Source organism: Serratia sp. X10 (genome assembly GCF_017811775.1).
In the GTDB taxonomy this organism is placed as follows: Bacteria; Pseudomonadota; Gammaproteobacteria; order Enterobacterales; family Enterobacteriaceae; genus Serratia; species Serratia ureilytica.
In genome coordinates this window covers 158308-181842 of the sequence record NZ_JAEIOH010000001.1, presented here as the reverse complement: position 1 = coordinate 181842, position 23535 = coordinate 158308, and the positions used below count along the sequence as shown (strand labels likewise).

Annotated in this window: 24 protein-coding genes and 1 tRNA gene; 16 read left to right on the top strand and 9 right to left on the bottom strand. The window is 58.2% G+C overall.

Going from position 1 to position 23535, the window contains the following annotated elements; genetic code table 11:
- Positions 1-7: 7 nt before the first annotated feature.
- The 6 genes from J9788_RS00830 to J9788_RS00805 all read left to right on the top strand — a co-directional run bounded on the left by J9788_RS00830 (position 8) and on the right by J9788_RS00805 (position 5573).
- On the top strand, positions 8-1219 hold the full coding sequence (locus tag J9788_RS00830) for an acetyl-CoA C-acyltransferase (RefSeq protein ID WP_182264778.1): 1212 nt from the start codon (positions 8-10) through the stop codon (positions 1217-1219).
- Between the two features lie 15 nt (positions 1220-1234).
- Positions 1235-2446: a 5-aminolevulinate synthase gene (gene hemA / locus J9788_RS00825; protein ID WP_182264779.1), complete on the top strand. Its 1212-nt coding sequence runs from the start codon at positions 1235-1237 to the stop codon at positions 2444-2446.
- Positions 2443-3615, top strand: coding sequence for an MFS transporter (locus tag J9788_RS00820; protein ID WP_046899220.1), 1173 nt, complete (start codon positions 2443-2445; stop codon positions 3613-3615). The genes hemA and J9788_RS00820 overlap by 4 nt, the downstream gene beginning before the upstream one ends.
- On the top strand, positions 3608-4327 hold the full coding sequence (locus tag J9788_RS00815; protein WP_182264780.1) for an enoyl-CoA hydratase-related protein: 720 nt from the start codon (positions 3608-3610) through the stop codon (positions 4325-4327). Before J9788_RS00820 ends, J9788_RS00815 begins: the two co-directional genes overlap by 8 nt.
- A 135-nt stretch (positions 4328-4462) precedes the next feature.
- Entirely contained in the window at positions 4463-5029 is a 567-nt protein-coding gene (locus J9788_RS00810; protein ID WP_046899218.1) for a GNAT family N-acetyltransferase, read from the top strand.
- Positions 5004-5573, top strand: coding sequence for a hypothetical protein (locus J9788_RS00805; RefSeq protein ID WP_227414483.1), 570 nt, complete (start codon positions 5004-5006; stop codon positions 5571-5573). Before J9788_RS00810 ends, J9788_RS00805 begins: the two co-directional genes overlap by 26 nt.
- Before the next feature lie 111 nt (positions 5574-5684).
- Here the strand turns inward: J9788_RS00805 and J9788_RS00800 are convergent, their stop codons facing one another.
- The gene (locus J9788_RS00800; RefSeq protein WP_046899217.1) at positions 5685-5987 is read right to left on the bottom strand and encodes a putative quinol monooxygenase; all 303 of its coding nucleotides are present in this window, start codon (positions 5985-5987) and stop codon (positions 5685-5687) included.
- A 384-nt stretch (positions 5988-6371) separates the two neighbouring features.
- Between J9788_RS00800 and J9788_RS00795 the strand changes: the two genes are divergently transcribed.
- Both J9788_RS00795 and J9788_RS00790 read left to right on the top strand, forming a co-directional pair.
- The gene (locus J9788_RS00795) at positions 6372-7685 is read left to right on the top strand and encodes an MFS transporter (protein ID WP_182264781.1); all 1314 of its coding nucleotides are present in this window, start codon (positions 6372-6374) and stop codon (positions 7683-7685) included.
- A gap of 74 nt (positions 7686-7759) precedes the next feature.
- Positions 7760-8263 (top strand): DedA family protein, encoded by a 504-nt coding sequence (locus tag J9788_RS00790; protein ID WP_182264782.1) that lies wholly within the window; start codon positions 7760-7762, stop codon positions 8261-8263.
- A 220-nt stretch (positions 8264-8483) separates the two neighbouring features.
- Here the strand turns inward: J9788_RS00790 and J9788_RS00785 are convergent.
- Positions 8484-8559: transfer RNA gene (locus tag J9788_RS00785), tRNA-Lys, on the bottom strand.
- A 350-nt stretch (positions 8560-8909) separates the two neighbouring features.
- Here J9788_RS00785 and cycA point away from each other — a divergent pair.
- Positions 8910-10310 carry a D-serine/D-alanine/glycine transporter gene (gene cycA, locus J9788_RS00780; RefSeq protein ID WP_033642613.1) on the top strand — a complete coding sequence of 467 codons (1401 nt, stop codon included), beginning with the start codon at positions 8910-8912 and terminating at the stop codon, positions 10308-10310.
- A 50-nt stretch (positions 10311-10360) separates the two neighbouring features.
- Here the strand turns inward: cycA and J9788_RS00775 are convergent, their stop codons facing one another.
- Positions 10361-11203, bottom strand: a complete 843-nt coding sequence (locus tag J9788_RS00775) for a DMT family transporter (RefSeq protein WP_241427818.1) — start codon at positions 11201-11203, stop codon at positions 10361-10363.
- A gap of 149 nt (positions 11204-11352) precedes the next feature.
- On the opposite strand from J9788_RS00775, the gene J9788_RS00770 reads away from it, so the two are divergent.
- Both J9788_RS00770 and J9788_RS00765 read left to right on the top strand, forming a co-directional pair.
- Complete coding sequence (locus J9788_RS00770; RefSeq protein WP_094141850.1) at positions 11353-11928, top strand: helix-turn-helix domain-containing protein; 576 nt, start codon at positions 11353-11355, stop codon at positions 11926-11928.
- 117 nt (positions 11929-12045) lie between these two features.
- Complete coding sequence (locus tag J9788_RS00765) at positions 12046-12513, top strand: helix-turn-helix domain-containing protein (RefSeq protein ID WP_046899212.1); 468 nt, start codon at positions 12046-12048, stop codon at positions 12511-12513.
- Here J9788_RS00765 and J9788_RS00760 read toward each other — a convergent pair.
- Positions 12497-13420: a LysR family transcriptional regulator gene (locus J9788_RS00760; protein ID WP_182264783.1), complete on the bottom strand. Its 924-nt coding sequence runs from the start codon at positions 13418-13420 to the stop codon at positions 12497-12499. The genes J9788_RS00765 and J9788_RS00760 overlap by 17 nt on opposite strands.
- A gap of 68 nt (positions 13421-13488) precedes the next feature.
- Between J9788_RS00760 and J9788_RS00755 the strand changes: the two genes are divergently transcribed.
- The 5 genes from J9788_RS00755 (at position 13489) to J9788_RS00735 (ending at position 17877) form a co-directional block, all read left to right on the top strand.
- Entirely contained in the window at positions 13489-14106 is a 618-nt protein-coding gene (locus J9788_RS00755) for a LysE family translocator (protein WP_182264784.1), read from the top strand.
- Between the two features lie 78 nt (positions 14107-14184).
- On the top strand, positions 14185-14784 hold the full coding sequence (wrbA, locus tag J9788_RS00750) for an NAD(P)H:quinone oxidoreductase (protein WP_046899209.1): 600 nt from the start codon (positions 14185-14187) through the stop codon (positions 14782-14784).
- A 236-nt stretch (positions 14785-15020) separates the two neighbouring features.
- Positions 15021-15335, top strand: coding sequence for a hypothetical protein (locus tag J9788_RS00745; protein ID WP_016928271.1), 315 nt, complete (start codon positions 15021-15023; stop codon positions 15333-15335).
- Positions 15336-15462: 127 nt separating this feature from the next.
- Complete coding sequence (locus tag J9788_RS00740) at positions 15463-16923, top strand: TrkH family potassium uptake protein (RefSeq protein ID WP_046899208.1); 1461 nt, start codon at positions 15463-15465, stop codon at positions 16921-16923.
- Between the two features lie 153 nt (positions 16924-17076).
- The gene (locus J9788_RS00735) at positions 17077-17877 is read left to right on the top strand and encodes a DNA/RNA non-specific endonuclease (RefSeq protein WP_033650698.1); all 801 of its coding nucleotides are present in this window, start codon (positions 17077-17079) and stop codon (positions 17875-17877) included.
- Positions 17878-17951: 74 nt separating this feature from the next.
- Here the strand turns inward: J9788_RS00735 and J9788_RS25210 are convergent, their stop codons facing one another.
- From J9788_RS25210 to J9788_RS00710, 5 genes are all read right to left on the bottom strand, one after another.
- Positions 17952-18467 carry a LuxR family transcriptional regulator gene (locus tag J9788_RS25210; protein WP_080280843.1) on the bottom strand — a complete coding sequence of 172 codons (516 nt, stop codon included), beginning with the start codon at positions 18465-18467 and terminating at the stop codon, positions 17952-17954.
- Positions 18468-18558: 91 nt separating this feature from the next.
- Entirely contained in the window at positions 18559-19083 is a 525-nt protein-coding gene (locus J9788_RS00725; protein WP_049866670.1) for a hypothetical protein, read from the bottom strand.
- 136 nt (positions 19084-19219) lie between these two features.
- The gene (locus J9788_RS00720) at positions 19220-20284 is read right to left on the bottom strand and encodes a fimbrial protein (RefSeq protein WP_046899207.1); all 1065 of its coding nucleotides are present in this window, start codon (positions 20282-20284) and stop codon (positions 19220-19222) included.
- 15 nt (positions 20285-20299) lie between these two features.
- Positions 20300-22795 carry a fimbria/pilus outer membrane usher protein gene (locus tag J9788_RS00715; protein WP_182264785.1) on the bottom strand — a complete coding sequence of 832 codons (2496 nt, stop codon included), beginning with the start codon at positions 22793-22795 and terminating at the stop codon, positions 20300-20302.
- 14 nt (positions 22796-22809) lie between these two features.
- Positions 22810-23505, bottom strand: coding sequence for a molecular chaperone (locus tag J9788_RS00710; RefSeq protein WP_046899348.1), 696 nt, complete (start codon positions 23503-23505; stop codon positions 22810-22812).
- Positions 23506-23535 lie beyond the last annotated feature (30 nt).

The window sequence follows — 23535 nt, the reverse complement described above, 5'->3', positions numbered from 1 at the left end:
AGCCATGATGAACATTAAAGATGACGGTGTTTATCTGATCGACGGCACGCGCACGGCGATCGGCGCCTATGGCGGCAGCCTGGCGCATACCCGCCCCGATGATATGGCGGCGACGATTATTCGCAGCCTGCTTCAGCGCCATCCGGCGGCGCAGCAGGATCTGGATGAAGTGGTGCTGGGCTGCGCCAACCAGTCCGGCGAAGACAACCGCAACGTCGCCCGCATGGCGACGCTGCTTTCCGGCTTGGATCAGTCGGTGCCGGCCATCACCCTCAACCGCCTTTGCGCCTCCGGGTTGGATGCGGTGATCTACGCCGCGGCGAAAATCCGCAGCGGCCTCAGCGAACTGATTCTGGCCGGCGGCGTGGAAAGCATGAGCCGCGCGCCCTATGTGCTGAGCAAGGGCGAAACGCCGTTCGATAAGGGGGTAAAGCTGTACGACACCACGCTGGGATGGCGCTTTGTCAACCCGCGCCTGGCGGAACGCTACGGCAGCGATCCGCTGGGCATCACGGCGGAAAACGTGGCCCAACAACAGCATATCTCACGCGAGGAACAGGATCTGTTCGCATTGGGCTCACAGCAAAAGGCCCGCCGGGCGATCGACAGTGGTCGATTGGCGCGGGAAATCACGCCGGTGGAGGTGCCGGCGGATCGTAAAACCACCCGCATATTCGCACAGGACGAATTCCCCCGGCTCAGCACGTTGCAGCAGTTGCAGACGCTGAAACCGGCCTTCGCCGCCGGTGGTTCGGTCACCGCCGGCAACGCTTCCGGCATCAATGACGGTGCCGCCGCGCTGCTGCTGGCCTCCGGCCGCTACGTGAAACGCCAGGGCTGGCAACCGCTGGTGGAGATCGGCGACAGCGCGGCCGCCGGCGTCGCGCCGGCGCTGATGGGGCTGGGGCCGATCGCCTCCACCGAGCGCTTACTGCAGCGCGGCGGATTCACGCTGAATGATTTTGACATCATCGAGATTAACGAAGCCTTCGCCGCGCAGGTTCTGGCGGCGCTGAAACACTGGCGCATCGACGCCGGCGACGCGCGCGTCAACCCAAACGGCGGCGCCATCGCGCTCGGCCATCCGCTGGGAATGTCCGGCGCGCGCCTGGTGCTGTCGGCGGCGCTGGAATTACGCGATCGGCAGGCCGGCAACGCATTGGTGACAATGTGCGTCGGCGTCGGTCAGGGTCTGTCATTAAGCCTTAAAGCCGTTTAACACAAGGAACATACGATGAGCGTACTGAACATTCTTGAAGAAAAGCTGGCGGAAACCAAAAAACAGGGGCGTTTTCGCGAGTTCCTCAACCTTGAACGCGGCGTGCAGGACAAACCCTGGGCCACCAGCCGCGGGCAGCAAGGCGAGCGCCGTCTCAACGTCTGGTGCTCAAACGACTATCTGGCCATGAGCCACCACCCCAAAGTGCTGCTGGCCACCACCGACGCGGTTAACCGAGTCGGGTTAGGCACCTGCGGCGCCCGCAGCATTTCCGGCACCTCGGTCTATCACACTGAACTGGAAACGCTGCTGGCCAGCGCCTACAGCAAAGAGTCGGCGCTGCTGTTCACCACCGGCTTCGGCGCCAACGACGCTACCTTATCCACCCTGTGCGACGCCATCCCCGATCTGATCGTGTTCTCTGACGAACTGAATCACGCCTCGATGATTTACGGGATTCGCTACAGCAAGGCGGAGAAAAAAATCTTCCGCCATAACGACGTGGCGCACCTCGCCGAGCTGCTGCAGGCCGCCGATCCGGCGCGGCCAAAGCTGATCGCCTTTGAGTCGCTGTATTCCATGGACGGTGACTTTGCTCCCCTGGCGCAGATCGTGGCGCTGGCGGAACAGTATCAGGCGCTGACCTATCTCGACGAAATTCATTCGGCTGGCGTGTATGGCGAACGGGGGCTGGGCTATGCCGAACAGCTGGGCCTGTTGGATAAAATCACCATTATCCAGGGCGGGTTCGGCAAGTCTTACGGTGCGGCGGGCGGCTATATCGCCGCGCCCCGTTCGGTGGTGGAAGCCGTGCGCAGCTGGGCGCCGGCATTCGTCTTCAGCACCTCGTCGCCAGCGCCGGTGGTGGCCGCCGCGTTGGCCAGCTTTAAATACAACCTCGAGCACGACACCCAACGCAAGCACCTGCTGGCGATCGTCGATCACCTGAAGACCGGTCTGCGCGCCGCCGGCATCCCGCTGGTGTCGGCAGACAGCCATATCCTGCCGCTGCTGGTCGGCGATCCGCACCGCAACAAACACATCAGTAAAGTGCTGCTCGATGAGCATGATATTTACGTGCAACCGGTCAATGCCCCGACGGTGCCCGCAGGCAGCGAGCGGCTGCGGGTAACGCCAACCTCGGCACATTCCCATGCCGACGTGGAGACCTTCCTGGCAGCTCTGGGCCGGGTCTGGGCAGCGAACGATCTGCGGAGGGCAGGATGAAGTTAGCGGATTATAACGGCCATCTGGTCACGCTGTGTCTGATGGCGACCGGCACCTTCGCCATCGGCACCGACGCCTTTATCGTCGCCGGCGTGCTCAGCGATATTTCCGCGACATTTGCCGTCAGCCCCGCGCAAGCGGGGCAGTTGATATCGGTATTCGCGCTGGCCTACATGCTGTTTGCGCCTCTGACCGCCTGGCTGCTGGGCAACGTCAACCGCAAGCACATCCTGCAGTTGGCGCTGGTGCTGTTCATCGCCGGCAACCTGGCCTGCGCCTGGGCCACCAGCTACCTGCAGATATCGTTAGGCCGAGTGCTGGCGGCATTGGGCGCGGCCTGTTACACCCCGCAGGCCGCAGCCGCCGCGGTGGGGCTGGTGGCGGAAAAACGCCGCGGCCTGGCTATTTCCATCGTCTATGGCGGCATGACGCTGGCCATCGCGCTCGGCATTCCGTTCGGCACCTTTCTGGCCAAACTGATCGGCTGGCGCGACATTTTTCTGTTCATCGCCCTGCTGGGGGCGGTGGCGCTGCTCGGCCTGTCGCTGGCGCTGCGCGCTATTGCGGCGCCGGGCAAACATTCGTTGAAAGAACGGCTCGCCCCGCTGCGGCAAAAGGCGGTGCTGACCACGCTGCTGATCACCTTTTTCGCCGTGTGCTCGGAGCACATTGTTTACAGCTACGTCAGCGTGCTGTTGAAAGACACCCAGTTCGGCCCGGAAGCCATTCTGCCTTTGGCGCTGCTGGTGTTCGGCATTGGCGCGGTGATCGGCAATTTTGCCTCCGGCGCGCTGACCGACGCCCTGGGCAGCAAATGCGTGCTGCTGTTTTCGGTGGCGATCCAGACGCTGTCCCTGTTCCTGCTGGCCTTTTACGTCACCTCGCCGTGGTGGGTATTGGCCATCTTTCTTATCTGGGGCATCACCGGCTGGATGTATCTGGTGCCGATCCAACATCACCTGTTGTCGCTGTCGAAGCGTTTTGGCGCGCTGACCGTGTCGCTCAACAGCTCGGTGCTGTACGCCGGCATCGCGGCGGGCGGCATGCTGGGCGGTCTGACGCTCTATGCGTTGCCGGCCCACTATTTGCCGCTGTTCTCGCTGCCGCTCGGCGCCATCGCCCTGCTGCTGACGCTGATCTTTTTCCGCGGGGAGGCCAGCGATGAGTGAATTACCGCCGGTGCTTTACGAACGTTATGGCGCGCAGATTGCAGTCATCACCCTCAATCGGCCGGAGAAAAAGAACGCCATCAACCTGCAGATGGCCGAGTTGATCCGCAGTTACCTGCGGCAGGCGGATAATGACGATACGATACGCGCAATCGTCCTGGCCGGTCAGCCGGCGGTATTTTCCGCCGGCATGGATGTCAACGCGTTCCGACAGGGCGAACTGCCCATCGTCACGCCGGAGGGATTCGGGGGGCTGATCCATGCGCAGATCGCCAAGGTGATCATCGCCGCCGTTGACGGCATCGCTTACGGGGGCGGCTTTGAGCTCGCCCTGGCTTGCGATCTGATCGTCGCCGGCCAGAACGCGCGTTTCAGCTTCCCCGAAACCGGGCTCGGATTGGTCGCCGCGCAAGGCGGATGCGCGCGCTTGCCGGCGCGAGTTTCTCCCTATGTCGCCCTCGACTGGCTGCTGACCGGCAGAACCGTCGGTGCGCGTGAGGCCCTGTCACACGGCGCCATTTCCCGCATCAGCGAGGGCTCGGCCCGGGAGGAAGCGCTGCGCATCGCCGAGCAGATCGCCGGGAAGGATCTCGCCGCCAGCCTGGCCGTGAAGGCCATCGTGCGCCAGGGGCTGACGCAGCGCGAGGCGCCATCGTTCGATTTTCAGCAGGCGCCGGTCGAACGCCTGCGTCAGGCGGCCGCTCGTCGTTAATCCCCTTATTGCTTGCCGGCTTGCCTGAGCCGGCATTTCCCGCTGCGCCTCCCCGCCACAGCTCATTTTACGCAGCCCGCCTCTCGGCGCTGGGCTACACTGCCGGTAGCCCTCACGCGCTGATAAGGAAAAATAATGCGCCACTTGCCTCTGCTGACCCCCAGACTGATCTTGCGCCCGTTCACCGCCGACGATCTGCCCCACTTTACCGCCTACCGCAACCATCCTGACGTGGCGCGCTACCAAAGCTGGAGCGACTACAGCGCCGCGCAGGCGCAGGCCTTTTTCGCACAGCAACAGCGGCTCGCGTTCAACCGTGATGACAGCTGGTTTCAACTTGCGGTCGAGCGCCGCGAGGACGGCGCGTTGCTGGGCGATGTCGCGGTGCATTTTTTCGATGAAGGGCGTCAGGCTGAACTGGGCGTGACCTTCGATCCGGTTCATCAGCGGCAAGGACAGGCGCGCGAGGCGCTAAGCGCCGTCATCGCCCTGCTGTTCGGGCCGCTGGCGAAACACCGCATTACCGCCGTGGTGGACGCGCGTAATCTTCGCGCCGCCGCGTTGTTCGGTAAGCTGGGCTTTCGCCGTGAGGCCTGTTGGCGGCAAAACGTGTTTTTCAAAGGCGCATGGGGCGATGAATTCGGTTTCGCCCTGCTGCAAAGCGAATGGCGGGAGCATGAACGACATGACGCTGTTGAATAAATACCTTGGGCAATACCAGTTCTCTGAGCAGCATGCGATCGTCATCACCGCGTCGCAATCGCGGGTGTTGGACGCCGTGGCCGCTTACGATCCCAAGCGCGATCGTTTTTTCCGCAGCATGATAGCGCTGCGCGAATTGCCCGCGCGCCTGATGCCACGCGATAAGCCTCGTCCTCCGCCGTTTGGCCTGCAAAACTTTTGCCTGCTTGAGCAGGATGAAACCGCGTTGGTCTATGGCCTGATCGGCCGGTTTTGGCAGGCTGAATACGGTTTGGTGACGGTCGCTGACGGGGCAGACTTTCAGGCCTTCGCTCAGCCCGGCGTCGCTAAACTGGCGCTGGGGTATGCCGCGAGCCCGCTGGAGGGCGGGCGCTGCCGCCTGGTAACGGAAACGCGCATCTTCTGCCCCGACAGCGCCAGCCGGCGGCGGTTTACCCCCTACTGGTATGCGATTCGCCTGGTGAGTGGATTGATAAGACGCCGCATGCTGCGCGCCATTAAAACCGCCAGCGAAAAGCAGACGGCGAATCATTCACCAGATTGATTAATTTAAGAGCATTCTTAGAGAATGAAAATCATTATCAGCCTATTTTTTAATCACAACAAGATAGTGTTGAGAAGCCATTAACCCCGCCCCCTGCGGGGATTTTTTCGCCTATTTATCGCCTGTTTCAGGGAACGCCTGCATAAACAGGAAGGCGCAAGGCTTGCGCTGATACTGATTGATCTGCGGCACCAGCCGGGTGAAATGCTCGGTCTGGCAATGCACTTCGAGAGCCGCGCGATCCGGCCAGCTTTCGATAAAAATAAAGTGCCCGGGATCCTGCTGGTCTATGCACAGTTCATAACTGATGCACAGCGGCTCCTGCCGGGTTTTCTCCACCAACTCGCGATACCAAGGCATAACGGTGTCAATGTGTTCCGGGTGAATGAAATCTTCAGCAATGACCTTCAGCATGTTGCGCTCCTGCGTTCTGTTGTGCCGCGCTTCACCTTATCGCCCTCCCTCCCGAGATGAAAGCGCCACTCTCCAGTGTCTGTCATCGGGTTCCCAATTCGGTGATAGCGCACACAGATCTCGATCAAAGCGCTTGAACGCCTCCTGGCCCTGTGTGAACTTTAAATTAACAAAAAAGCAACACACTATTCACCATGGTGATATCTGTACCGATATGCCGACGCACTGCGCGGCGTTTTTTTCGCCTCTAAAGGCCTGACCATTAGTCCTTTAGGCCTTTACGGCTCACGCATAAAAGCCATGTCATCGCCGCATGATGGGCCACGGCGCCAGGACGGTCCTTATGACCGACGCTTATCATTCTCAGAAGAGAGGTTACCGCCAGTGAATCACGCCACCTATGCCGCTCCAGCGCTCAACGCCGCCATCCGCAAAACCTGGCGCAGACTGGTGCCATTGATGTTCGCCATGTACTTCATCGCGTTTATCGACAGGGTCAACGTCGGCTTTGCCAAAGACGCGATGGCCATCGATATCGCGCTGTCGCAATCCGCCTTTGCGCTGGGCGCGGGGATATTCTTTGCCGCCTATGCGCTGTTCGGCATTCCTGCCAACCTGTTGATGAATCGCTGGGGCGCCAAACGCTGGCTCAGCGCCACCACCGCGCTGTGGGGGGCGTTATCGGCCTGCACCGGGCTGGTGACCAACGAACAGCAATTTATCGTCCTGCGTTTTCTGCTGGGGATCGCCGAAGCCGGCTTTTATCCCGGCATCCTGCTGCTGGCGTCGATCTATTTTCCCAATAAGGTGCGCGCCTCGGTCATTGGCATTTTCGTGCTCGGCGTGCCGGCGGCCCTGACGCTCGGCTCACCGCTGTCGGGGGCATTGCTGGAGATGCACGGCGTGTTGGGCAAGCCCGGCTGGTTCTGGATGTTCGTGCTGGAAGGGTTGCCGGCCGTCGTCCTCGGCGTCTTCGCCTTTTTCTATCTCGACGATAATCCAAGGCAAGCCCGCTTTCTCACCGAGGAAGAACGCAACGCGCTGGTCGCACAGCTGGCCGCTGAACAGCAGCGCACCGAAACCAGCAGCGTTAAAGCGGCGATGAGAAGCGGCAAAGTTTGGCATCTGGCGTTGATCTACGGCACCCTGCAAATCGGCGTATACGGCCTGATGTTTTTTCTGCCGTCGCAGATCGCTTCGCTGATGGGCACCCATCTCGGCTTCAAGGCCTCGTTGGTGGCTGCCATTCCCTGGGCATGCTCCGCGCTGGGCGTCTATTTCCTGCCGCGCTATGCCGACAGAAAAACCGCCAGAAGATTGCCGATCGCCGTTGGCTGCATGGTCGCGGCAGCGCTGGGGTTGGTTGTCTCTTCCTATGCCGGCCCATTGCTCGCTATCGTCGCCCTGAGCTGTTGCGCAGTCAGTTTTCTGGCGGTACAACCCATTTTCTGGACGTTTCCCGCTCAGCTGCTGACCGGCCCGGCGCTGGCGGCCGGCATCGGTTTTTGCACCACGCTCGGCGCCGCATTCAGCTTTTTAGCCCCGCTTATCCGCACCGAGGCGGAACAGCGCTTCAACAGCCCGCATGCCGGGCCGCTGGTGCTGGCCGCCTTTTCACTGCTGTGCGCCGCGCTGTTAGGGGCGCTCAGACATCGGCGTGCCGACGTGAGCAAACCAGACGCAGAGATTGCCGGATAGCGGCGCGTTATTTAGCCATTATTGAACCTGCAGATGGGACACTGACAGTCCCCCCTCTCGCCCGCAGGTGTTAAATGGATGAATTGACGCACATTATCGCCAAATACAGCCCGGAACCGGAGATGTTGCTGCTGCTGATTTTCCTGTTTGCGCTGGGTAAATCCGTGATCGTAGTGTCTTCCGTCTTGCCGCCCGCCTCGGTCACGCTGCTGATGGGCATCCTTGCAGGCAAGCATGCGCTGCCCATCGGCGCGGTTTGGGCAGCCATCGCCCTCGGCGCGGCGTTGGGCTCAATCCTGTCGTTCCACTGCGGCGCACTGTTCTGCCGTCGCGATCTTGGCCGCCGGCTGCCGGCACGCTTTCACGCCCCGCTGCGCAAAGCGCAACGTTCCTTGCAAAAGCGCGGGCTGCCGCTACTGTTCGCCTCGCGTTTTTTGGCTGTGATGCGTTACACCGTGCCGCTGATGGCCGGCATGCTGCAACTGCCGGCGCGGCGCGTCTATGCCACCGCCGCGCTCTCGGCCGCCGTCTGGGCGCTGCTTTTGATGTCGGCTGCGCATTTATTCCCCGTTTCCTGACCTGAAAGATTCTTGGGCAAATGGCCCATCCCTGCGCCGACGTTGCGCCAGCGCACAGCCCTCCTTGCCGTATAAAGTCCGGTGCAACATTGCAGTTTGCGCCAGATCACCTTTCTGAACATCAGTCGAAAAATGCGAATTTTTTTGCAGAATGCGCGCTTAAAACGGCGCAATGCGGGAAGAAACGAAGAAAAGTCTGAGCGTAACACGCTGATTTGGTTGGTGGGTCGTACAGGGTTCGAACCTGTGACCAATTGATTAAGAGTCAACTGCTCTACCGACTGAGCTAACGACCCAACGAGGTAAATTGTCCTCCTCGTCGGAGGCGCTGTCAAACGCTTACACCCATTACTTTTTCTCATGCGAAATTTACAACCCTTTGTTTAATCAACGAGATAAGCCGCATAAGGTCTGTTAATCCCACCGTTTGAAGAGTAATCTTCCGCTCCCTGAACGTCCGATTTGCCTCCTCTCGTGTAAAGCTTGGTCGACTTTTATCCCACGTATAAATGTTGTAAACATGTTGCACAAAGGTGGCGTTATTGCACTACCTTACTAAAGCCGGACCAACCGGATAAATGTATAAAAAAGAGCCACTTCAGAGCTCACGACTTCACTAATGACAGGTAAAACAGGACATCATCAGATGGTAGATCACTCTAAAATAGCGACTGATGCGACGCCCGCTTCAGAAGATCATCTACGGCGAAACCTCACTAACCGACATATTCAACTGATCGCCATCGGCGGCGCCATCGGCACCGGTCTGTTTATGGGCTCCGGTAAAACCATCAGCCTAGCAGGCCCTTCGATCATCTTCGTGTACATGATCATCGGCTTTATGCTGTTCTTCGTGATGCGCGCCATGGGCGAGCTGCTGCTGTCCAACCTGGAATACAAATCGTTCAGCGATTTCGCCGCGGATCTGCTCGGCCCGTGGGCCGGCTTCTTCACCGGCTGGACCTACTGGTTCTGCTGGGTGGTCACCGGCATCGCCGACGTCGTGGCGATCACCGCCTACGCCCAGTTCTGGTTCCCTGAACTGTCGCAGTGGATCGCTTCGCTGCTGTGCGTGCTGTTGCTGCTCGGCCTTAATCTGGCGACGGTGAAGATGTTCGGCGAAATGGAGTTTTGGTTTGCGATGATCAAAATCGTCGCCATCGTCGGGCTGATCGTCGCCGGGTTGGTGATGATCGCCATGCAGTTCCAGTCGCCGACCGGTACCGTGGCCTCATTCACCCATCTGTGGAATGACGGCGGCATGTTCCCGAAAGGCATCAGCGGTTTCTTCGCCGGCTTCCAGATCGCGGTATTCGCCTTCGTCGGCATTGAACTGGTGGGCACCACCGCCGCGGAAACCAAGGATCCGGAGAAGTCACTGCCGCGCGCCATCAACTCGATTCCGATCCGCATCATCATGTTCTACGTGTTCGCCCTGATCGTCATCATGTCGGTGACGCCGTGGAGCTCCGTGGTGCCGGACAAGAGCCCGTTCGTTGAATTGTTCGTGCTGATTGGCCTGCCGGCCGCGGCCAGCGTGATCAACTTCGTGGTGCTGACCTCCGCCGCCTCCTCCGCCAACAGTGGGGTGTTCTCCACCAGCCGCATGCTGTTCGGGCTGGCGCAGGAAGGCGACGCGCCGAAATCGTTCGCCAACCTGTCCAAGCGCGCGGTGCCGGCCAACGGCCTCACCTTCTCCTGCATCTGCCTGCTGGGCGGCGTGGTGCTGATTTACCTGATCCCGAACGTGATGACGGTCTTCACCCTGGTAACCACCGTGTCGGCGATTCTGTTCATGTTCGTCTGGACCATCATCCTGTGTTCGTATCTGGTCTACCGCAAACGGCGCCCGGCGCTGCACCAGAAATCGATCTACAAAATGCCGGCCGGCAAACTGATGTGCTGGGTGTGCATGGCGTTCTTCGTGTTCGTGTTGGTGCTGTTGTCGCTGCGCGAAGACACCCGCCAGGCGCTGATCGTCACCCCGCTGTGGTTCATCCTGCTCGGCCTGTCTTACGTGTTCCTGCGCAAGAAGAAAACCGCGTGATGCAAAAAGGGGCGGATATCTCCGCCCCTTTGTTCTCTCTTGCCTTTGCGCTAATCCGCTTCCGTCGCCACCGCCGCTTTCTCCTTGCGCCGTACGCGCAACTCGCTGACCACCACCCCGATCACAATCAACGCGCCCCCCAACAACGCCACGCCCGGCAAACGCTCACCGGCAAGCCGCCCGACGATGCCCGCCCAGACCGGTTCGCCGGCGTAAATCACCGTCGCGCGCGTGGGTGAAACGCTGCGCTGCGCCCAGTTCATGGTCAGCTGAATCAACGCGCTGGCCAGCCCCAGCCCTATGGCGCTGTACAGCAGGTAATCCGAATACGGCGGCGGCGACTCGCCGGTCGGCGCCATCATCAAAAATGAGGCCAGTGAGGCGGTCGCCAGCTGCACAATGGTCACCCGGCGAATATTCACCTTGCCGGCGAAGGCGCCGATCAGAATGATCTCTGCCGCCATACCCAGCGTGCCGGCCAGCGTCAGAATTTCGCCGAGGCTCAGCGACATGTCCGTACTGCTCGGCGCCGCCAGCAGCATCAGGCCGGTAAAGGCCAGCAGAATACCGATCCACGACATGATGCCGGGGAACCGCCCCAGCACCAGCCATTGCAACAGCGGCACGATCGGCACGTACATGGCGGTGATGAACGCCGATTGGCTGCTAGTGATGGTCTGCAGGCCAACGGTTTGCATGCTGTAGCCGAACATGATCGCCAGCCCGATCAGCACGCCCGCCTTCAGTTCATACAGGGTCAGGCCGCGCAGCACGCGCAGCGAAAACAGCGTCAACGCCAGCGTGGCGGTGGCGAAACGCAGACCGACGAAAAAGAACGGCCCGCTGACTTGCATCGCGTGATGCACAGCCAAAAAGGTGCCGCCCCAGATCATGGTGATGAAAATCAACACCGCTTCCGGCAACCTGATTTGCGGAACCACGGCGGAAATAAAGGATTTTTTTTGCTGCTGACACCGGCTTGCCCTTCCTGCTGAGTGCAATATAATGCACAGATCCTGCCAGTATGAGATAAAGTCCGGCGATGAGCAATACGGCGCATAACGCGAAAACCGATCCCCCCAAAGTGCTGCAGTACCTGAGCAGCAATCTGCGCGGCTACCGCCAACAGGCGGGCCTGAGCCAGATGGCGCTGGCCGAACTTTCCGGCGTCAGCCGCCGCATGCTGGCGGGCATCGAGGCCGGCGATCGCAACGTCAGTCTGGCGGTACTCGACAAGATCGCCGCCGCCCTGACGATTTCGTTCACCGATCTGATCCAGGCGCCGGAAGCGCGCGGCAGCCACCTGGTGGGGGAACTGGCCTGGCAAGGCGCGCAACCGGGCAGCCAGGCGCTGTTCGCCGCCAGCGTGCCGGCGCGCCAACGGGCCGAGCTGTGGGAATGGACGCTGATGCCGGGCGAGCGCTATGACTCCGCGCCGGACGCCGAAGGCTGGAGCGAAATCATCTACGTGATTGCCGGCACTCTGACGCTGGAACTGGAACAAGGCACGCTGACGCTCAGCGCCGGCGCCACGCAAACCTTCAACAGCGATCAGCGCTACGCTTACGCCAACCACGGCGATCTCCCGCTGTGCTTTATCCGCAACGTCGCCTTCTGACTGCCCGCCGGCCCGCGCCGACGGCGGATGTCGTGTCGCTGTCGTGCCGCTGTCGTGGCGCCGCTACCCCGCGCCTCCTACACTGGATGACAGTGACAGCGAACTCGGGAGTGCACCATGCAAAAGTACCGTATCAGACCATTACGCCTGGAAAAAGGCTGGTCGCAGGAACAGTTGGCGACCATCGCCGGCCTCAGCACCCGCACCGTACAGCGGATTGAAAACGGCGAACAGGCCAGCCTGGAAACCTTGACCGCGATCGCCGCCGCGCTGGGCGTGCAGGTCAGCGATCTCAACGCGCCGCCGCAAACACCGCAGGAGGAGACGCCTGAGGCGCAGCGCCTTCGTCGCCAGGTTGCGGCAGAGGGCAAGCTGCTGAGCATGGCGGTGCGTTTCGCCTTCATCGGCGCGATATTGCTCGCTGTCAACGTCTTTACCCACCCGCACTATCTCTGGGCGCTATGGGCGATCGGCGGCATGAGCCTCGCGCTGATCATGCGGGCGGTGCGCACCCTGCTGCTGCGCAACGTCTTCAGCCGCTGGCAGGAACAGCGGCTGGCGCAAAAACTCAGGCGCCTGCCGTGAGCGTTAGCCACTCGGCCAGCCGGGCCAACGCGCTGCCCGGCACGATAGGCTGCGGCGACAACAGGTAATAGCCGCTGCCGTCGGGCGTAAAACCGAACGGTGCGCTCAACAAGCCGGCGGCCAGATCGTCTCGCACCTGCAGCCATGGGCCGATTGCGATGCCAAGGCCAGCGACCGCGGCCTGCAGGCTGAAATAGAAATGGTCAAAGCGCTGTTCCGGATGCCCCGCCAATGTCACCCCCTGCTGATGCGCCCAGTGCCGCCAGGCATCCAGCCGGGTAGCAGCATGCAGCAGTTTGGCGCCCGGCCGCAAAAGCCGCCGCCCGTCCACAGAGGCCGTCAGCCTCGTCAGCGCCTCGGGTTGGCACACCGGCCCGACCTTTTCATTGAACAGCGCCAGGCTATGCGTCTGCTTTCCCCAATCGAAGTCATTGCGCCGGATCGCCGCCGTGATGCCGTCATGGAATGAAAACGGACCGCCGCCCGCCACCAGCTGTAAGTTGATGTCCGGGTGCGCCCGCTGAAAAGCCGGCAAACGCGGGATCAACCAACGCATCAATAAGGTCGGTTCACAGGACAAGACCAGCGGCGCATTGAGCGCCTGCTGGCGCAGCTCCAGCGCAGTATGGTCCAGAATGCCGAAGGCCTGCTGTGTCGCCTGAAACAGCTTGCGCCCCGCCGCCGTGAGCAGTACCCGCCGATGGCGGCGCTCAAACAACGCCACGCCCAGTTCCTCTTCCAGCGCCCGCACCGCCCGGCTGACGGCGCCGTGCGTCAAATTCAGCCCCTGCGCCGCCTGTGTAAAACTTTCCAGCCGCGCGGCGGCCTCGAAGCAGCGCAGCCCGCCCAATGGCAACGGCCTGCCGGTTTTGCGTGAGTTTTTCTCACCGATACTGTCACTATTCATCGTTTGTCACCGAGAAAAATTACTCTTATAAATCAGCCACTCTATTGATAAACACCGCAAGGATAACTATGACTGAACTCATCGCTGTCGTCACCATTACTTTACTCGCTGTAATCAGCCCCGGGCCGGATTTCGCCATGGTCTCGCGCAACAGCCTGCTGCTCTCCCGCCGCGCCGGCATCTTCACCGCCTGCGGCATCGGCGCGGGCGTGCTGATCCATGTCAGCTATACGCTGATTGGCGTCGGCGTGTTGATCCAACAGTCGCCCTGGTTGTTTAACCTGCTCAAAGGCATCGGCGCCGCCTACCTGATCTACCTCGGCTTTACGCTGCTGCGCAACGCAACCCATCACGACGCCGTGCCCACTATGACGCCGGCCGCCATCAGCGATCTCGCCGCCCTGAAAACCGGCTTTCTCACCAACGCGTTAAACCCGAAAACCACCATCTTCATCGTCAGCCTGTTCATGCAGGTGGTCTCTCCCCACACGGCGCTCAGCGTACAGATCGGCTATGGCCTCTTTATCGCCGCCGTCCATGTATTCTGGTTCGCCGCCGTCGCGCTGCTGTTTTCCGCGCCGGGCGTCAATGCGCGCTTTTTGCGTTTGCGCCGCGGCATCGATCGCACCTTTGGCGGGCTGCTGATTGTCTTTGGCGCCCTGTTGGCGATCGCCGGCATCAGGTAACGCCGCGACGCCAAGTTCGTCATTCGCTTCTATGCTTATCAGGGGTTTTTGTTAATCATCTGAGCGGGAGTACGAAACATGACGAAACTGTTGGTGCTTTATTACTCAATGTACGGCCACATCGAACGCCTGGCGCAGGCGGTGGCCGAAGGGGCGAATCGGGTCAATAACGTGGACGTGACGGTCAAACGCGTGCCGGAAACCATGACGCCGGAAGCCTTCGCCAAGGCCGGAGGCAAGCAACACCAGCAGGCGCCGGTCGCCACCCCGCAAGAGCTGGCGGACTATGACGGCATTATTTTCGGCACGCCGACCCGCTTCGGCAACATGGCCGGACAAATGCGCACCTTCCTCGATCAGACCGGCGGCCTGTGGGCCTCCGGCGCGCTGTACGGCAAGGTGGGCAGCGTCTTCTCCTCCACCGGCACCGGCGGCGGCCAGGAACAAACCATCAGTTCGACCTGGACCACGCTGGCGCACCACGGTTTCATCATCGTGCCGATCGGCTATGCGACGCAGGAGCTGTTTGACGTTTCACAGGTACGCGGCGGCACCCCGTACGGCGCCACCACCATCGCCGGCGCCGACGGCTCGCGGCAGCCGAGCAACGAAGAGCTGACCATCGCCCGCTATCAGGGCGAGCACGTGGCGAAAATCACCGCCAAGCTGAAAAGTTAAGCGCCCTCCCATCCCCGTGATTCAAAGGGCCGCGCATTCGCACGGCCCCATCTTGTTGCCGACCCGCCGCAAGGTTAGAATGCCCTTCCCCCGGCCATTCAGCGTCTGAAGGCCAGGCCCGAATTCGTTCTGCCCGTCGCTCATCGGCTTTCAGCCCGAGGACGGGCGTTCTGTTTTTTGCGCACAGCGAAGGGAATAAGTCAGTGTCTAAAGATTTTGATGAACTAATAAGAGACATGGATCTTATTATTGAAAATGTAGACAGCTTCAAAGCTCTGGCTCCGCGCGCGCCCGAGCCGGCCCCGGCCCCGCCGCCGCCGGTTCATCACTACGACTCGTTCTGCGAAAACATCGCGTTGAAAGTGGTATTGAAGGTGCTGCTGTCTTCGGTGGACAAGATAGTCAAAGTGCAGATCGCCAACAAGGTCGAGCAAGAGATCGCCCAGATTGAGCAGCAGGTGGTGCGCGCCGGCGGCGGGCCGGTGTCACCGGACGATCTGGCGCAGATGACGCACTACGTTCGCCGCACGGTCAACGACCTGCTGGAATAGCGTTCTCCCCCTCCACGCCATGCGTATTCGGCGATATGAATTTTTACGTTATTTTTATATCGCCTGCTTTATGCTTGATACACTTCAATAAATTGACGCATCGTCGGCGGGTACTCCGAGCAACAGCATGGTCAAAACCAAACAAATCCTGGTCGTTATTCATCTTTGCAGCTTTTTAGTCCTTCTTTACAGCCTTTCAATGATCCCGCCTCTGTTGATGGGCCTGCTGTATAAAGAAAAAAGCGCCTTCTCGTTTTTCTATACCCTGGTGCTCGCCGCCACACTCGGCGGATTGGGCTGGTTCAGCACCCGGCAGTCGAAAGTGCAGTTGCGCACCCAGGACGGTTTCCTGATCATCGTCATGTTCTGGCTGTTGTTTTCCGCCATCAGCGCCCTGCCGCTGTGGTTGGATGACACGCTGAACGTCCGTCTGGTGGACGCGATGTTTGAGGGCGTCTCCGGCATCACCACGACCGGCGCCTCGGTGCTGAACGACGTCTCCAACGTGCCCAAATCATTCCTCTACTATCGCTCGCAGCTCAATTTTATCGGCGGTCTGGGGGTTATCGTGTTGGCGGTGGCCGTGTTGCCGCTGCTGGGCATCGGCGGCGCCAAACTTTATCAATCGGAAATGCCCGGCCCATTCAAAGAGGAACGCCTGACACCGCGGCTGGCCGACACCTCGAAAAATCTGTGGCTGATATATCTTGGACTGGGGCTGGCCTGCACCGTCGCCTTCCGCCTGGCGGGCATGCCGTGGTTCGATGCGTTGTGCCACGGCATCTCTACCGTCTCGCTCGGTGGATTCTCCACCCGCAATGAAAGCCTGGGATACTACGACAGCTCGGCGGTGGAAATGGTCGGCGGCATTTTCTCTGTTCTGGCGGCGGTGAACTTCACGCTCTATTTCGTCGCCGTCGGCCGCCGCAGCCTGAAACCGCTGTATCGGAACCCCGAGTTGCGCTTTTTCCTGTTGGTGCTGGCCATCGTCGTGGCGATCGTGTGCGTTGAGCTGTATCGCTCGGGCATGTACGGCGTCAAGGACGCCTTCGTGCACGGTTTTTTCCTCACCAGTTCGATGATGACTGACAACGGTCTGGCCATCGCCGATTACACCCAAATTCCGTCCCATACCATCATGCTGCTGCTGGCGGCGAGTTTCTTCGGCGGCTGCGTCGGCTCTACCTGCGGCGGCATTAAAGCGCTGCGTTTTCTGATCATGTACAAGCAAAGCCGGCTCGAGATCAACCAGCTGGTGCATCCTAACGCCATGTACACCATCAAGGTCGGTAATGCGCCGATCCAGGATCGGATGCTGCGCTCCGTTTGGAGCTTTTTCTTCCTCTACGTGCTGTTCACCTGCCTGTTTATCTGGCTGCTGAATCTAATGGGCTATGATCTGGTCACCGCCTTCGCCACCGTCGCCGCCTGCATCAATAATATGGGGCTAGGATACGGAGAAACCGCCGCTGGCTTCGGCACGTTGAACGACGCGGCGAAATGGCTGATGTGCGCCGCCATGCTGCTCGGGCGCCTCGAGATCTACCCGATGCTGATCCTTTGTTCACGCGCGTTTTGGCGTTTTTAAGCGGACAAGCCCGGCATGAAGCCACCGTTTCGCTCGGTTATCGCTGACACATTCACAACATAAATGTGTTGCATTGTTGTATTCGTTTCACTGCGATAAGTTTAATTTACTGTAAATAAATACAGTACTTTTTAACTTATTGAGGATATGAATATGCGCTTTAACAACAAGATGTTGGCCCTGGCCGCCCTGCTGTTCGCCGCACAGGCATCAGCCGAGACGCTCGAATCCATCGACAACTGCGCGGTTGGCTGCCCGACCGGCGGCAGCAGCAATGTCTCGATCGTGCGTCATGCTTATACGTTGAACAATAACAGCACCACCAAATTCGCCAACTGGGTGGCCTATCACATCACCAAAGACACGCCGGCCAGCGGCAAGACGCGCAACTGGAAAACCGACCCGGCGCTCAATCCGGCAGATACCCTGGCCCCTGCCGATTACACCGGCGCCAACGCGGCGCTGAAGGTCGATCGCGGTCATCAGGCGCCGCTGGCCTCGTTGGCCGGCGTTTCCGACTGGGAATCGCTGAACTACCTGTCCAACATCACGCCGCAAAAGTCCGACCTGAACCAGGGCGCCTGGGCGCGGCTGGAAGATCAGGAGCGCAAGCTTATCGATCGCGCGGACATCTCTTCGGTCTATACCGTGACCGGGCCGCTGTATGAACGCGATATGGGCAAACTGCCGGGCACCCAGAAAGCGCACACCATCCCCAGCGCCTACTGGAAGGTGATTTTCATCAACAACAGCCCGGCGGTGAACCACTATGCCGCTTTCCTGTTCGACCAAAACACGCCGAAGGGCGCCGATTTTTGCCAATTCCGCGTGACGGTGGACGAGATCGAGAAACGCACCGGCCTGATCATCTGGGCTGGTCTGCCGGACGACGTACAGGCTTCACTGAAGAACAAGCCCGGCGTTCTGCCGGAGTTGATGGGCTGCAAAAACTGACGCAAAAACCCGCTTCGGCGGGTTTATTTTTACTCGGGCATCAAACGGCGCTCACTCCGCCAACGCCATCACGATTACACTCGCTCATCCGCCGCTACAATAAATTGGTGAAAACGTTCGATTTCCAATTTACGCATGGCGTTCATTTTATGCTGGCTGACGGTTTTCTCGGAAATGCCCAACGCCTTAGCGACGCCGGTATTCGGTTTTCCCGCCAGCAGCATGGCCAACACCGAAAGCTCGCGCGGCGACAGGCTCTGCCCTTTGCAGCTCGCGGTGAACATTTTTATCGCCTCAACAAACGTCGTAAGACCGATGTTTTTTTTCAGACAGTTAAAATTCGCCAGTCGCGGCGTTTCCACGCCGGTTAAGACGATCGTATTGTCAGGCCTGTCGATAATATGCGATAAGAAATTCATAACCCGACAGATAGACGAGAAAGAGACGATAACCACTTCTGCATGACAATACATGGCATGTAATCCACGGCGTGCAGATGAATGCAGCCCCATAACTTCAACGCCTTCCAACGACATTAAGATCTGCGATATGCCATAGAATAAATAGTAATCATCAGAAAATATAGCCACTCGCACAGGCTCACCCCATTGCTATTTGTCATGGGCGCGTTTTTAACAACGCCCCCATGGCAGTCATGTCAATTAACTTTATTGGTTCGACTTATTTAAGTGAAGAACATAATGAGATCAGTAATGCGGACAGCGATGAAAGATATTTTTCATCCAAATTCATAATACCATCTTCACTGTATTTCACGTTATTATCTAGAATTTCATGAATACTCTCGACGGCGCATACGGCATCCTTCCAAACTACGCGCCGACCGAAAGGCGAAGCGCCGAGATATTGCGCGCTTTGGCGAAAACCAACGATAAAGTCGCGCAATATATCGAGCACAATCAATACTTCCTCCCTGCTGACACACCGCTTCATTTGCACTTTATCCAGGAAAACGCTGAGCGTGCTTTGTAAGGAAAACAGGTTCTTGAACAACCCGCCGGCGATATCCTTCGGTGTTTTCACGCTGGTTGATATGACAAAAGGGAGCTCTCCATGCTGCGAGATATATTGATAAAGCCCATTTATCGCCGTCGTCGGCTTAATATCCAAACCGCGAAGAATGACGTCAACCTCATCTTTTAGCGATTTTTCCACTTTGACACCGATCTGGATTTGTTCCGTCATACAATTCATCCTCAACATAGAGATCCGGATTAAACACCAATATTATTCAAGCAAATAATATTCGCCACCAATTACCATGTTAAGATTTTTCTTATATGTGGCAACCTGTTTTTTATTATTAAAAATAACAAAAGAATTATTTATATATAATGTTAAGCGTAGCCGATGTGTTAATTCCCCCGCTGCTCATTGCGGTGGGGTTGTAAGGATAATAATAGGCCGCCATGCCGATGGAAAATTGCGCATCCAAGGCATTGCCGGTTCCCACGTGAAATAATGAAGTCGCCGCGCCTGGCGTCACGCTGGAAAGCGACAGCGTGATGGGATTATTCGGCGAAGCCATCTTGACCAGCCGGATACCAATGCCTTTTGCCGCCTCAGCGCTTTTATCAATCAAAACCGTATTATCCGAAGACAACAGATTATTGCTGGATAAAAACATATTGATATCCCGATCGGCCGTACCGCCGCTTTGCCGATTCTGGCAGCTGAAATTCAGCGTAAAGGGCGTCAGGCCATTTTGCGCCCCCTGAGTAATCTGTGATATCCCCAGCGTCGGCAACTTCACCGCCAGGCCGGCATTGTCGAAAGTGCAAGTCGTCATCTTGGGCGCATACTTGATGGTCATCGGCTGTCCGTACATGTCTCGCTGATCGTAAGGCCAATTGAAGCCGTTGAGCAGCCAGGTCAAGATCTTCACCAACTGCTTGGCGGGCCACAAAATGATCTCCAGCAAAGACATCCCGCTCAGATCGGTCACGAACATCACGTCCTTAAGGCTAATCGTGTCGCCGGGTATCGATGTGCCCGTCTTGCTGACCAGACTGAAACGAATATTCATCGACTGATTCAATTCCGAAGCGGAATGCGATCCCCAACCGCTAAGTTTTTTGTTGGCGATGTCGTTGGTTATTTCCGCGCGTACCCAATATTTACCGTTGTTGAATCCCAGAATGGTCGCCTTTGTGCTGTCGGTTGACAGGATGCGCGTATAGCCGAATTCGCTGCTCGAGGTTGAACAACTGAATGAACCGCTGTATTGCGTATAAAAACTGCCTTCCCAAACCGGTGTCTTATCGCTGAGCTTATCCGACAAATCGACGTAGATAGGCGGCGCATATTGGATGCCGTTGCCGTAGCATGAAGCGTAGCTGTAACCGCTGAACAATAGGGACAGGGTCAGTGCGAGTATCCTGAGCATGGTGTAATTATCCTTTTATCGACATGTGTTGGCTGCGCTGTCCATCGAGATTTTCGGGCGTTCAATCTTGCAGACACCGTCATTCAGCCTGACTTCCAGCGACGTTGGCTGCTGCTCCACCCGCAGATACAGGACGCTGGCCTGCCCGACGAAGCCAATGGCATGCCCGCTTTGATCCGCCACCTCCGCACCAAATGGCAAGGGCTTATTGCCGCGCTTAAAGGCGCGCAGCGTATAGGGCCGACGCTGGTCGGTTTCGAATCTCAAATAGTTGACGGCGCCGGCGTAGGGCACGCTGTTGGCGATATTGCCGACGATCTCGGCGCCGGAGCTGTTGCCGGTATCCGACAATGTCACGGAGTTTTGTCGGTAAGGCGTGGCGTAAGGCACCAAAGCCAGCCCTTCGTCGTTAGTGACGATGCTCTCGTCGCCGTTCACCATCAGCCCTTTGGCCTTGGGCGCGTCCACCACCATCATGGTGTTGCTCATTTCGTTGGACGCCAGCAAATGCCAAGGGATCGCCACCAGGCTGCCGCGGGCGCTCATGCCCAACTGTCGATAGTCTGATGATTCACTGTAGGAGCCGCCGACGGTCGTCGCGTTGGCGCGATAGGCGGCATTCACGCTCGCCATGCTGTTGCCGCCGCTTTGATTGCTGCCGGCCAGCGCATAACTCAGACGGTTTGATTCCAGCGCATTGCCGCTCAGGCTCAGCGAGCTTTGCTGATAGTGCGAATCGGTGGCGGATAAGCTGGTGCTGAGATAGGCATTGTTGTCGAACATCGACAACGGCACGCTCAAAGAGAGATAAAACCGCGTCTCTTCTTTGCGATCGGAATTTCTCACGCGACTCGCGGAAATGTTGTAACTGACGCGCGCGAAGGCGTTTGAATACCCGAGCTGGTATTCCCGGCTTTTATTCGTATCCGACCAATAGTCGCGCTGGGTGCCGGAGAAATAGAGCGTGCCCCACCCGTCTGCAAGCCTCTGATTCAGGTTCAAATTGAAGGTATTGCGCGGACGAGCGGAGCGAACGGCGTCCCAGGTATTCAAATCCAGCGGGGCAAGCTCATCGTCATCCCGATCGTTCCAATAATCGTGAAAGCGCTTGTCACGCTCGCGGTAGCCTTGATGGGTGTAGATGGCATCGTTGAAACTGTAATAACCTTTGGTCGAATAACGGTATGCCGCCAGCGTGAAGTTGGTTGCGGTAGCGTCCAAAAACTTGCTGTAGGCGATCCGAAAACTTTGCCCATTCTCATTGCGATCCTGCAAATGCGTCGAGGCTTGAGTTACATCGATGGATACCGCGCCGAACGGCAGATTCCAGCCACTGCCCAGCAGCCAGGCGCGATAATCGTCGCTGAGGATCGTACCGGCGTAACCGGTGACCAGATTATTGAAGCCGTACTGCAGCGTGCCCTGCACGAAAGCGGGCGCATAGTCGGTATCCGCCTGATTGACCTTACCGGCCACCAGGCCGTATTTGCTGACGCCCTGCTTCAACATGTTGGGAACGGCGGAAAACGGCACGGTAAAGGATTGTTCCCGCCCGTCGGCTTCCCTGACCACGACCAACAGATCCCCCGCGGAACCGGTCGGCAATAGGTTGTCCAGCGTAAAGGCGCCCGGCGGCACGTTCTCCTGATAGATGAGGTTACCGTTTTGCAATACTTTCACCAGGGCATTGCTCTGCGCCACGCCCCGCACTATCGGCGAAAAGCCCTGCTGCGAATTGGGCCGCATGTTGATATCCGAGGCTAAAGCGCCGCCCCGCACCCGAATCGAGTCGAACAGATCACCCGGCGAATAGAAATCGCCCATCGTCAGGTTCGATTTGATGGCGGCGAAGCCACGCTGCACATAGCGAGTATTATTTTGCCAATCGCTGCCTTGCCGCGAACTGCTGCGGAAATTGCTGCTGTCTCTGAATTGCCAACCCGCCAGATTGACCCCCGATTCCAAACCGGTATAGAAATCGTCGTTTGACGCCTTATCGCCCTGCAACGACTGCACGTGGTAATAGGTGGCGTTATAGGCCAGCAGCAGCGCAGGCACGCCGCGATCCCAAAATTTGGCGTCAACATAGCCGGCCTCTGCGCGAATCACTCGCGACTGAGGCACCGTCAGCTTAAGGCTCAACGTCCCCACATCGAAGTCCGCCCTTCCTCCTTGCACCAACGTTTGGACGGGGATCGGCCCCTTGTCCACCCCGGTGGACAAACGACTCATATCGATGCCCAACAGGGCGGCGTCACGATAGGCGATGCGAATATCGCCTTTATGTTCACCGAACTGCAACGAGAACCGCCCTTTCCAACTTTGGTTGACATACACGTCGACCGTTTGCGTGCCTGCCGGCATGTCATTATTGAGGTAAAAACGCGACAGATCGGATTCGCTGGACGCGCCGGCCAATAGAGAAGTGTCGAATTTCATCGCCGATGCTTTATTTAACGGTATGAATACAGATGCGGTCAGTATCGAAAGCAATTTTAGTTTAAGCTTCATGGCCGTTCTTCACGTTAGCGGGCTGTAATGGCTTTAGATTTATAAGCCCCCAGGTCGTCGATATAGAGCAGGGTGTAGAGAATATTCCGGCTCACGCCAACTTTGGTGGGGGCAAAGAGGCTGGAATATGGCCCGACCATCACTGAATCGACCAACAAATTCTTTTTGCCTTTCTGATCAACATTGGCCAACGTAAAATAGTAAGGGCCTTTGTTGATAACCTTAAATCCCTTTCCCGCCGCCTGGAGTTCAATGAAGTCGGTGATGTTATTGGCACTGCCGGTTAACCCTGCCGGGCGATAAAATAGCTTGATGCGCGACTTGATGGCTAATTGCAGCGTATTGACGCCCTGCAAATTCTCCGGCGTAGGCGGGATATCCAGCACATTCAAATAAAATACCGATTCACGGTCGCCGGGAAGCGTCGCGCTCATTTTTTGTATGCGTAATTGCTGGCCATTATTTCCGGCAACTTTCACAACCGGCGGGGATAACAAGAACGGCACGTTTGCCGTTTCAGGCGTCGAGTTTATATCACCGTCATCAATCCATGCCTGCACCAGTGCCGGATCGTCACCATTGTTGACTAACTGAACGATAACATCCTTGTTTTTTTCCGGATAAATAACGCGCGTTCCATTAATTACAATATTGGCATCGGCGCAAAAGCTGCTGAGAAACAATCCAGCAAAGATTAAGCACTGTTTCATAGTCACCCCAGAAGCCAGGCCTTTGCCTTG

Coding starts and splice junctions, on each gene's coding strand:
- J9788_RS00830 (WP_182264778.1), top strand. CDS start 8: ATGAACATTAAAGATGACGGTGTTTATCTGATCGACGGCACGCGCACG.
- hemA (WP_182264779.1), top strand. CDS start 1,235: ATGAGCGTACTGAACATTCTTGAAGAAAAGCTGGCGGAAACCAAAAAA.
- J9788_RS00820 (WP_046899220.1), top strand. CDS start 2,443: ATGAAGTTAGCGGATTATAACGGCCATCTGGTCACGCTGTGTCTGATG.
- J9788_RS00815 (WP_182264780.1), top strand. CDS start 3,608: ATGAGTGAATTACCGCCGGTGCTTTACGAACGTTATGGCGCGCAGATT.
- J9788_RS00810 (WP_046899218.1), top strand. CDS start 4,463: ATGCGCCACTTGCCTCTGCTGACCCCCAGACTGATCTTGCGCCCGTTC.
- J9788_RS00805 (WP_227414483.1), top strand. CDS start 5,004: ATGAACGACATGACGCTGTTGAATAAATACCTTGGGCAATACCAGTTC.
- J9788_RS00800 (WP_046899217.1), bottom strand. CDS start 5,987: ATGCTGAAGGTCATTGCTGAAGATTTCATTCACCCGGAACACATTGAC.
- J9788_RS00790 (WP_182264782.1), top strand. CDS start 7,760: ATGGATGAATTGACGCACATTATCGCCAAATACAGCCCGGAACCGGAG.
- cycA (WP_033642613.1), top strand. CDS start 8,910: ATGGTAGATCACTCTAAAATAGCGACTGATGCGACGCCCGCTTCAGAA.
- J9788_RS00775 (WP_241427818.1), bottom strand. CDS start 11,203: ATGATCTGGGGCGGCACCTTTTTGGCTGTGCATCACGCGATGCAAGTC.
- J9788_RS00770 (WP_094141850.1), top strand. CDS start 11,353: ATGAGCAATACGGCGCATAACGCGAAAACCGATCCCCCCAAAGTGCTG.
- J9788_RS00765 (WP_046899212.1), top strand. CDS start 12,046: ATGCAAAAGTACCGTATCAGACCATTACGCCTGGAAAAAGGCTGGTCG.
- J9788_RS00760 (WP_182264783.1), bottom strand. CDS start 13,420: ATGAATAGTGACAGTATCGGTGAGAAAAACTCACGCAAAACCGGCAGG.
- J9788_RS00755 (WP_182264784.1), top strand. CDS start 13,489: ATGACTGAACTCATCGCTGTCGTCACCATTACTTTACTCGCTGTAATC.
- wrbA (WP_046899209.1), top strand. CDS start 14,185: ATGACGAAACTGTTGGTGCTTTATTACTCAATGTACGGCCACATCGAA.
- J9788_RS00745 (WP_016928271.1), top strand. CDS start 15,021: ATGGATCTTATTATTGAAAATGTAGACAGCTTCAAAGCTCTGGCTCCG.
- J9788_RS00740 (WP_046899208.1), top strand. CDS start 15,463: ATGGTCAAAACCAAACAAATCCTGGTCGTTATTCATCTTTGCAGCTTT.
- J9788_RS00735 (WP_033650698.1), top strand. CDS start 17,077: ATGCGCTTTAACAACAAGATGTTGGCCCTGGCCGCCCTGCTGTTCGCC.
- J9788_RS00725 (WP_049866670.1), bottom strand. CDS start 19,083: ATGACGGAACAAATCCAGATCGGTGTCAAAGTGGAAAAATCGCTAAAA.
- J9788_RS00720 (WP_046899207.1), bottom strand. CDS start 20,284: ATGCTCAGGATACTCGCACTGACCCTGTCCCTATTGTTCAGCGGTTAC.
- J9788_RS00715 (WP_182264785.1), bottom strand. CDS start 22,795: ATGAAGCTTAAACTAAAATTGCTTTCGATACTGACCGCATCTGTATTC.
- J9788_RS00710 (WP_046899348.1), bottom strand. CDS start 23,505: ATGAAACAGTGCTTAATCTTTGCTGGATTGTTTCTCAGCAGCTTTTGC.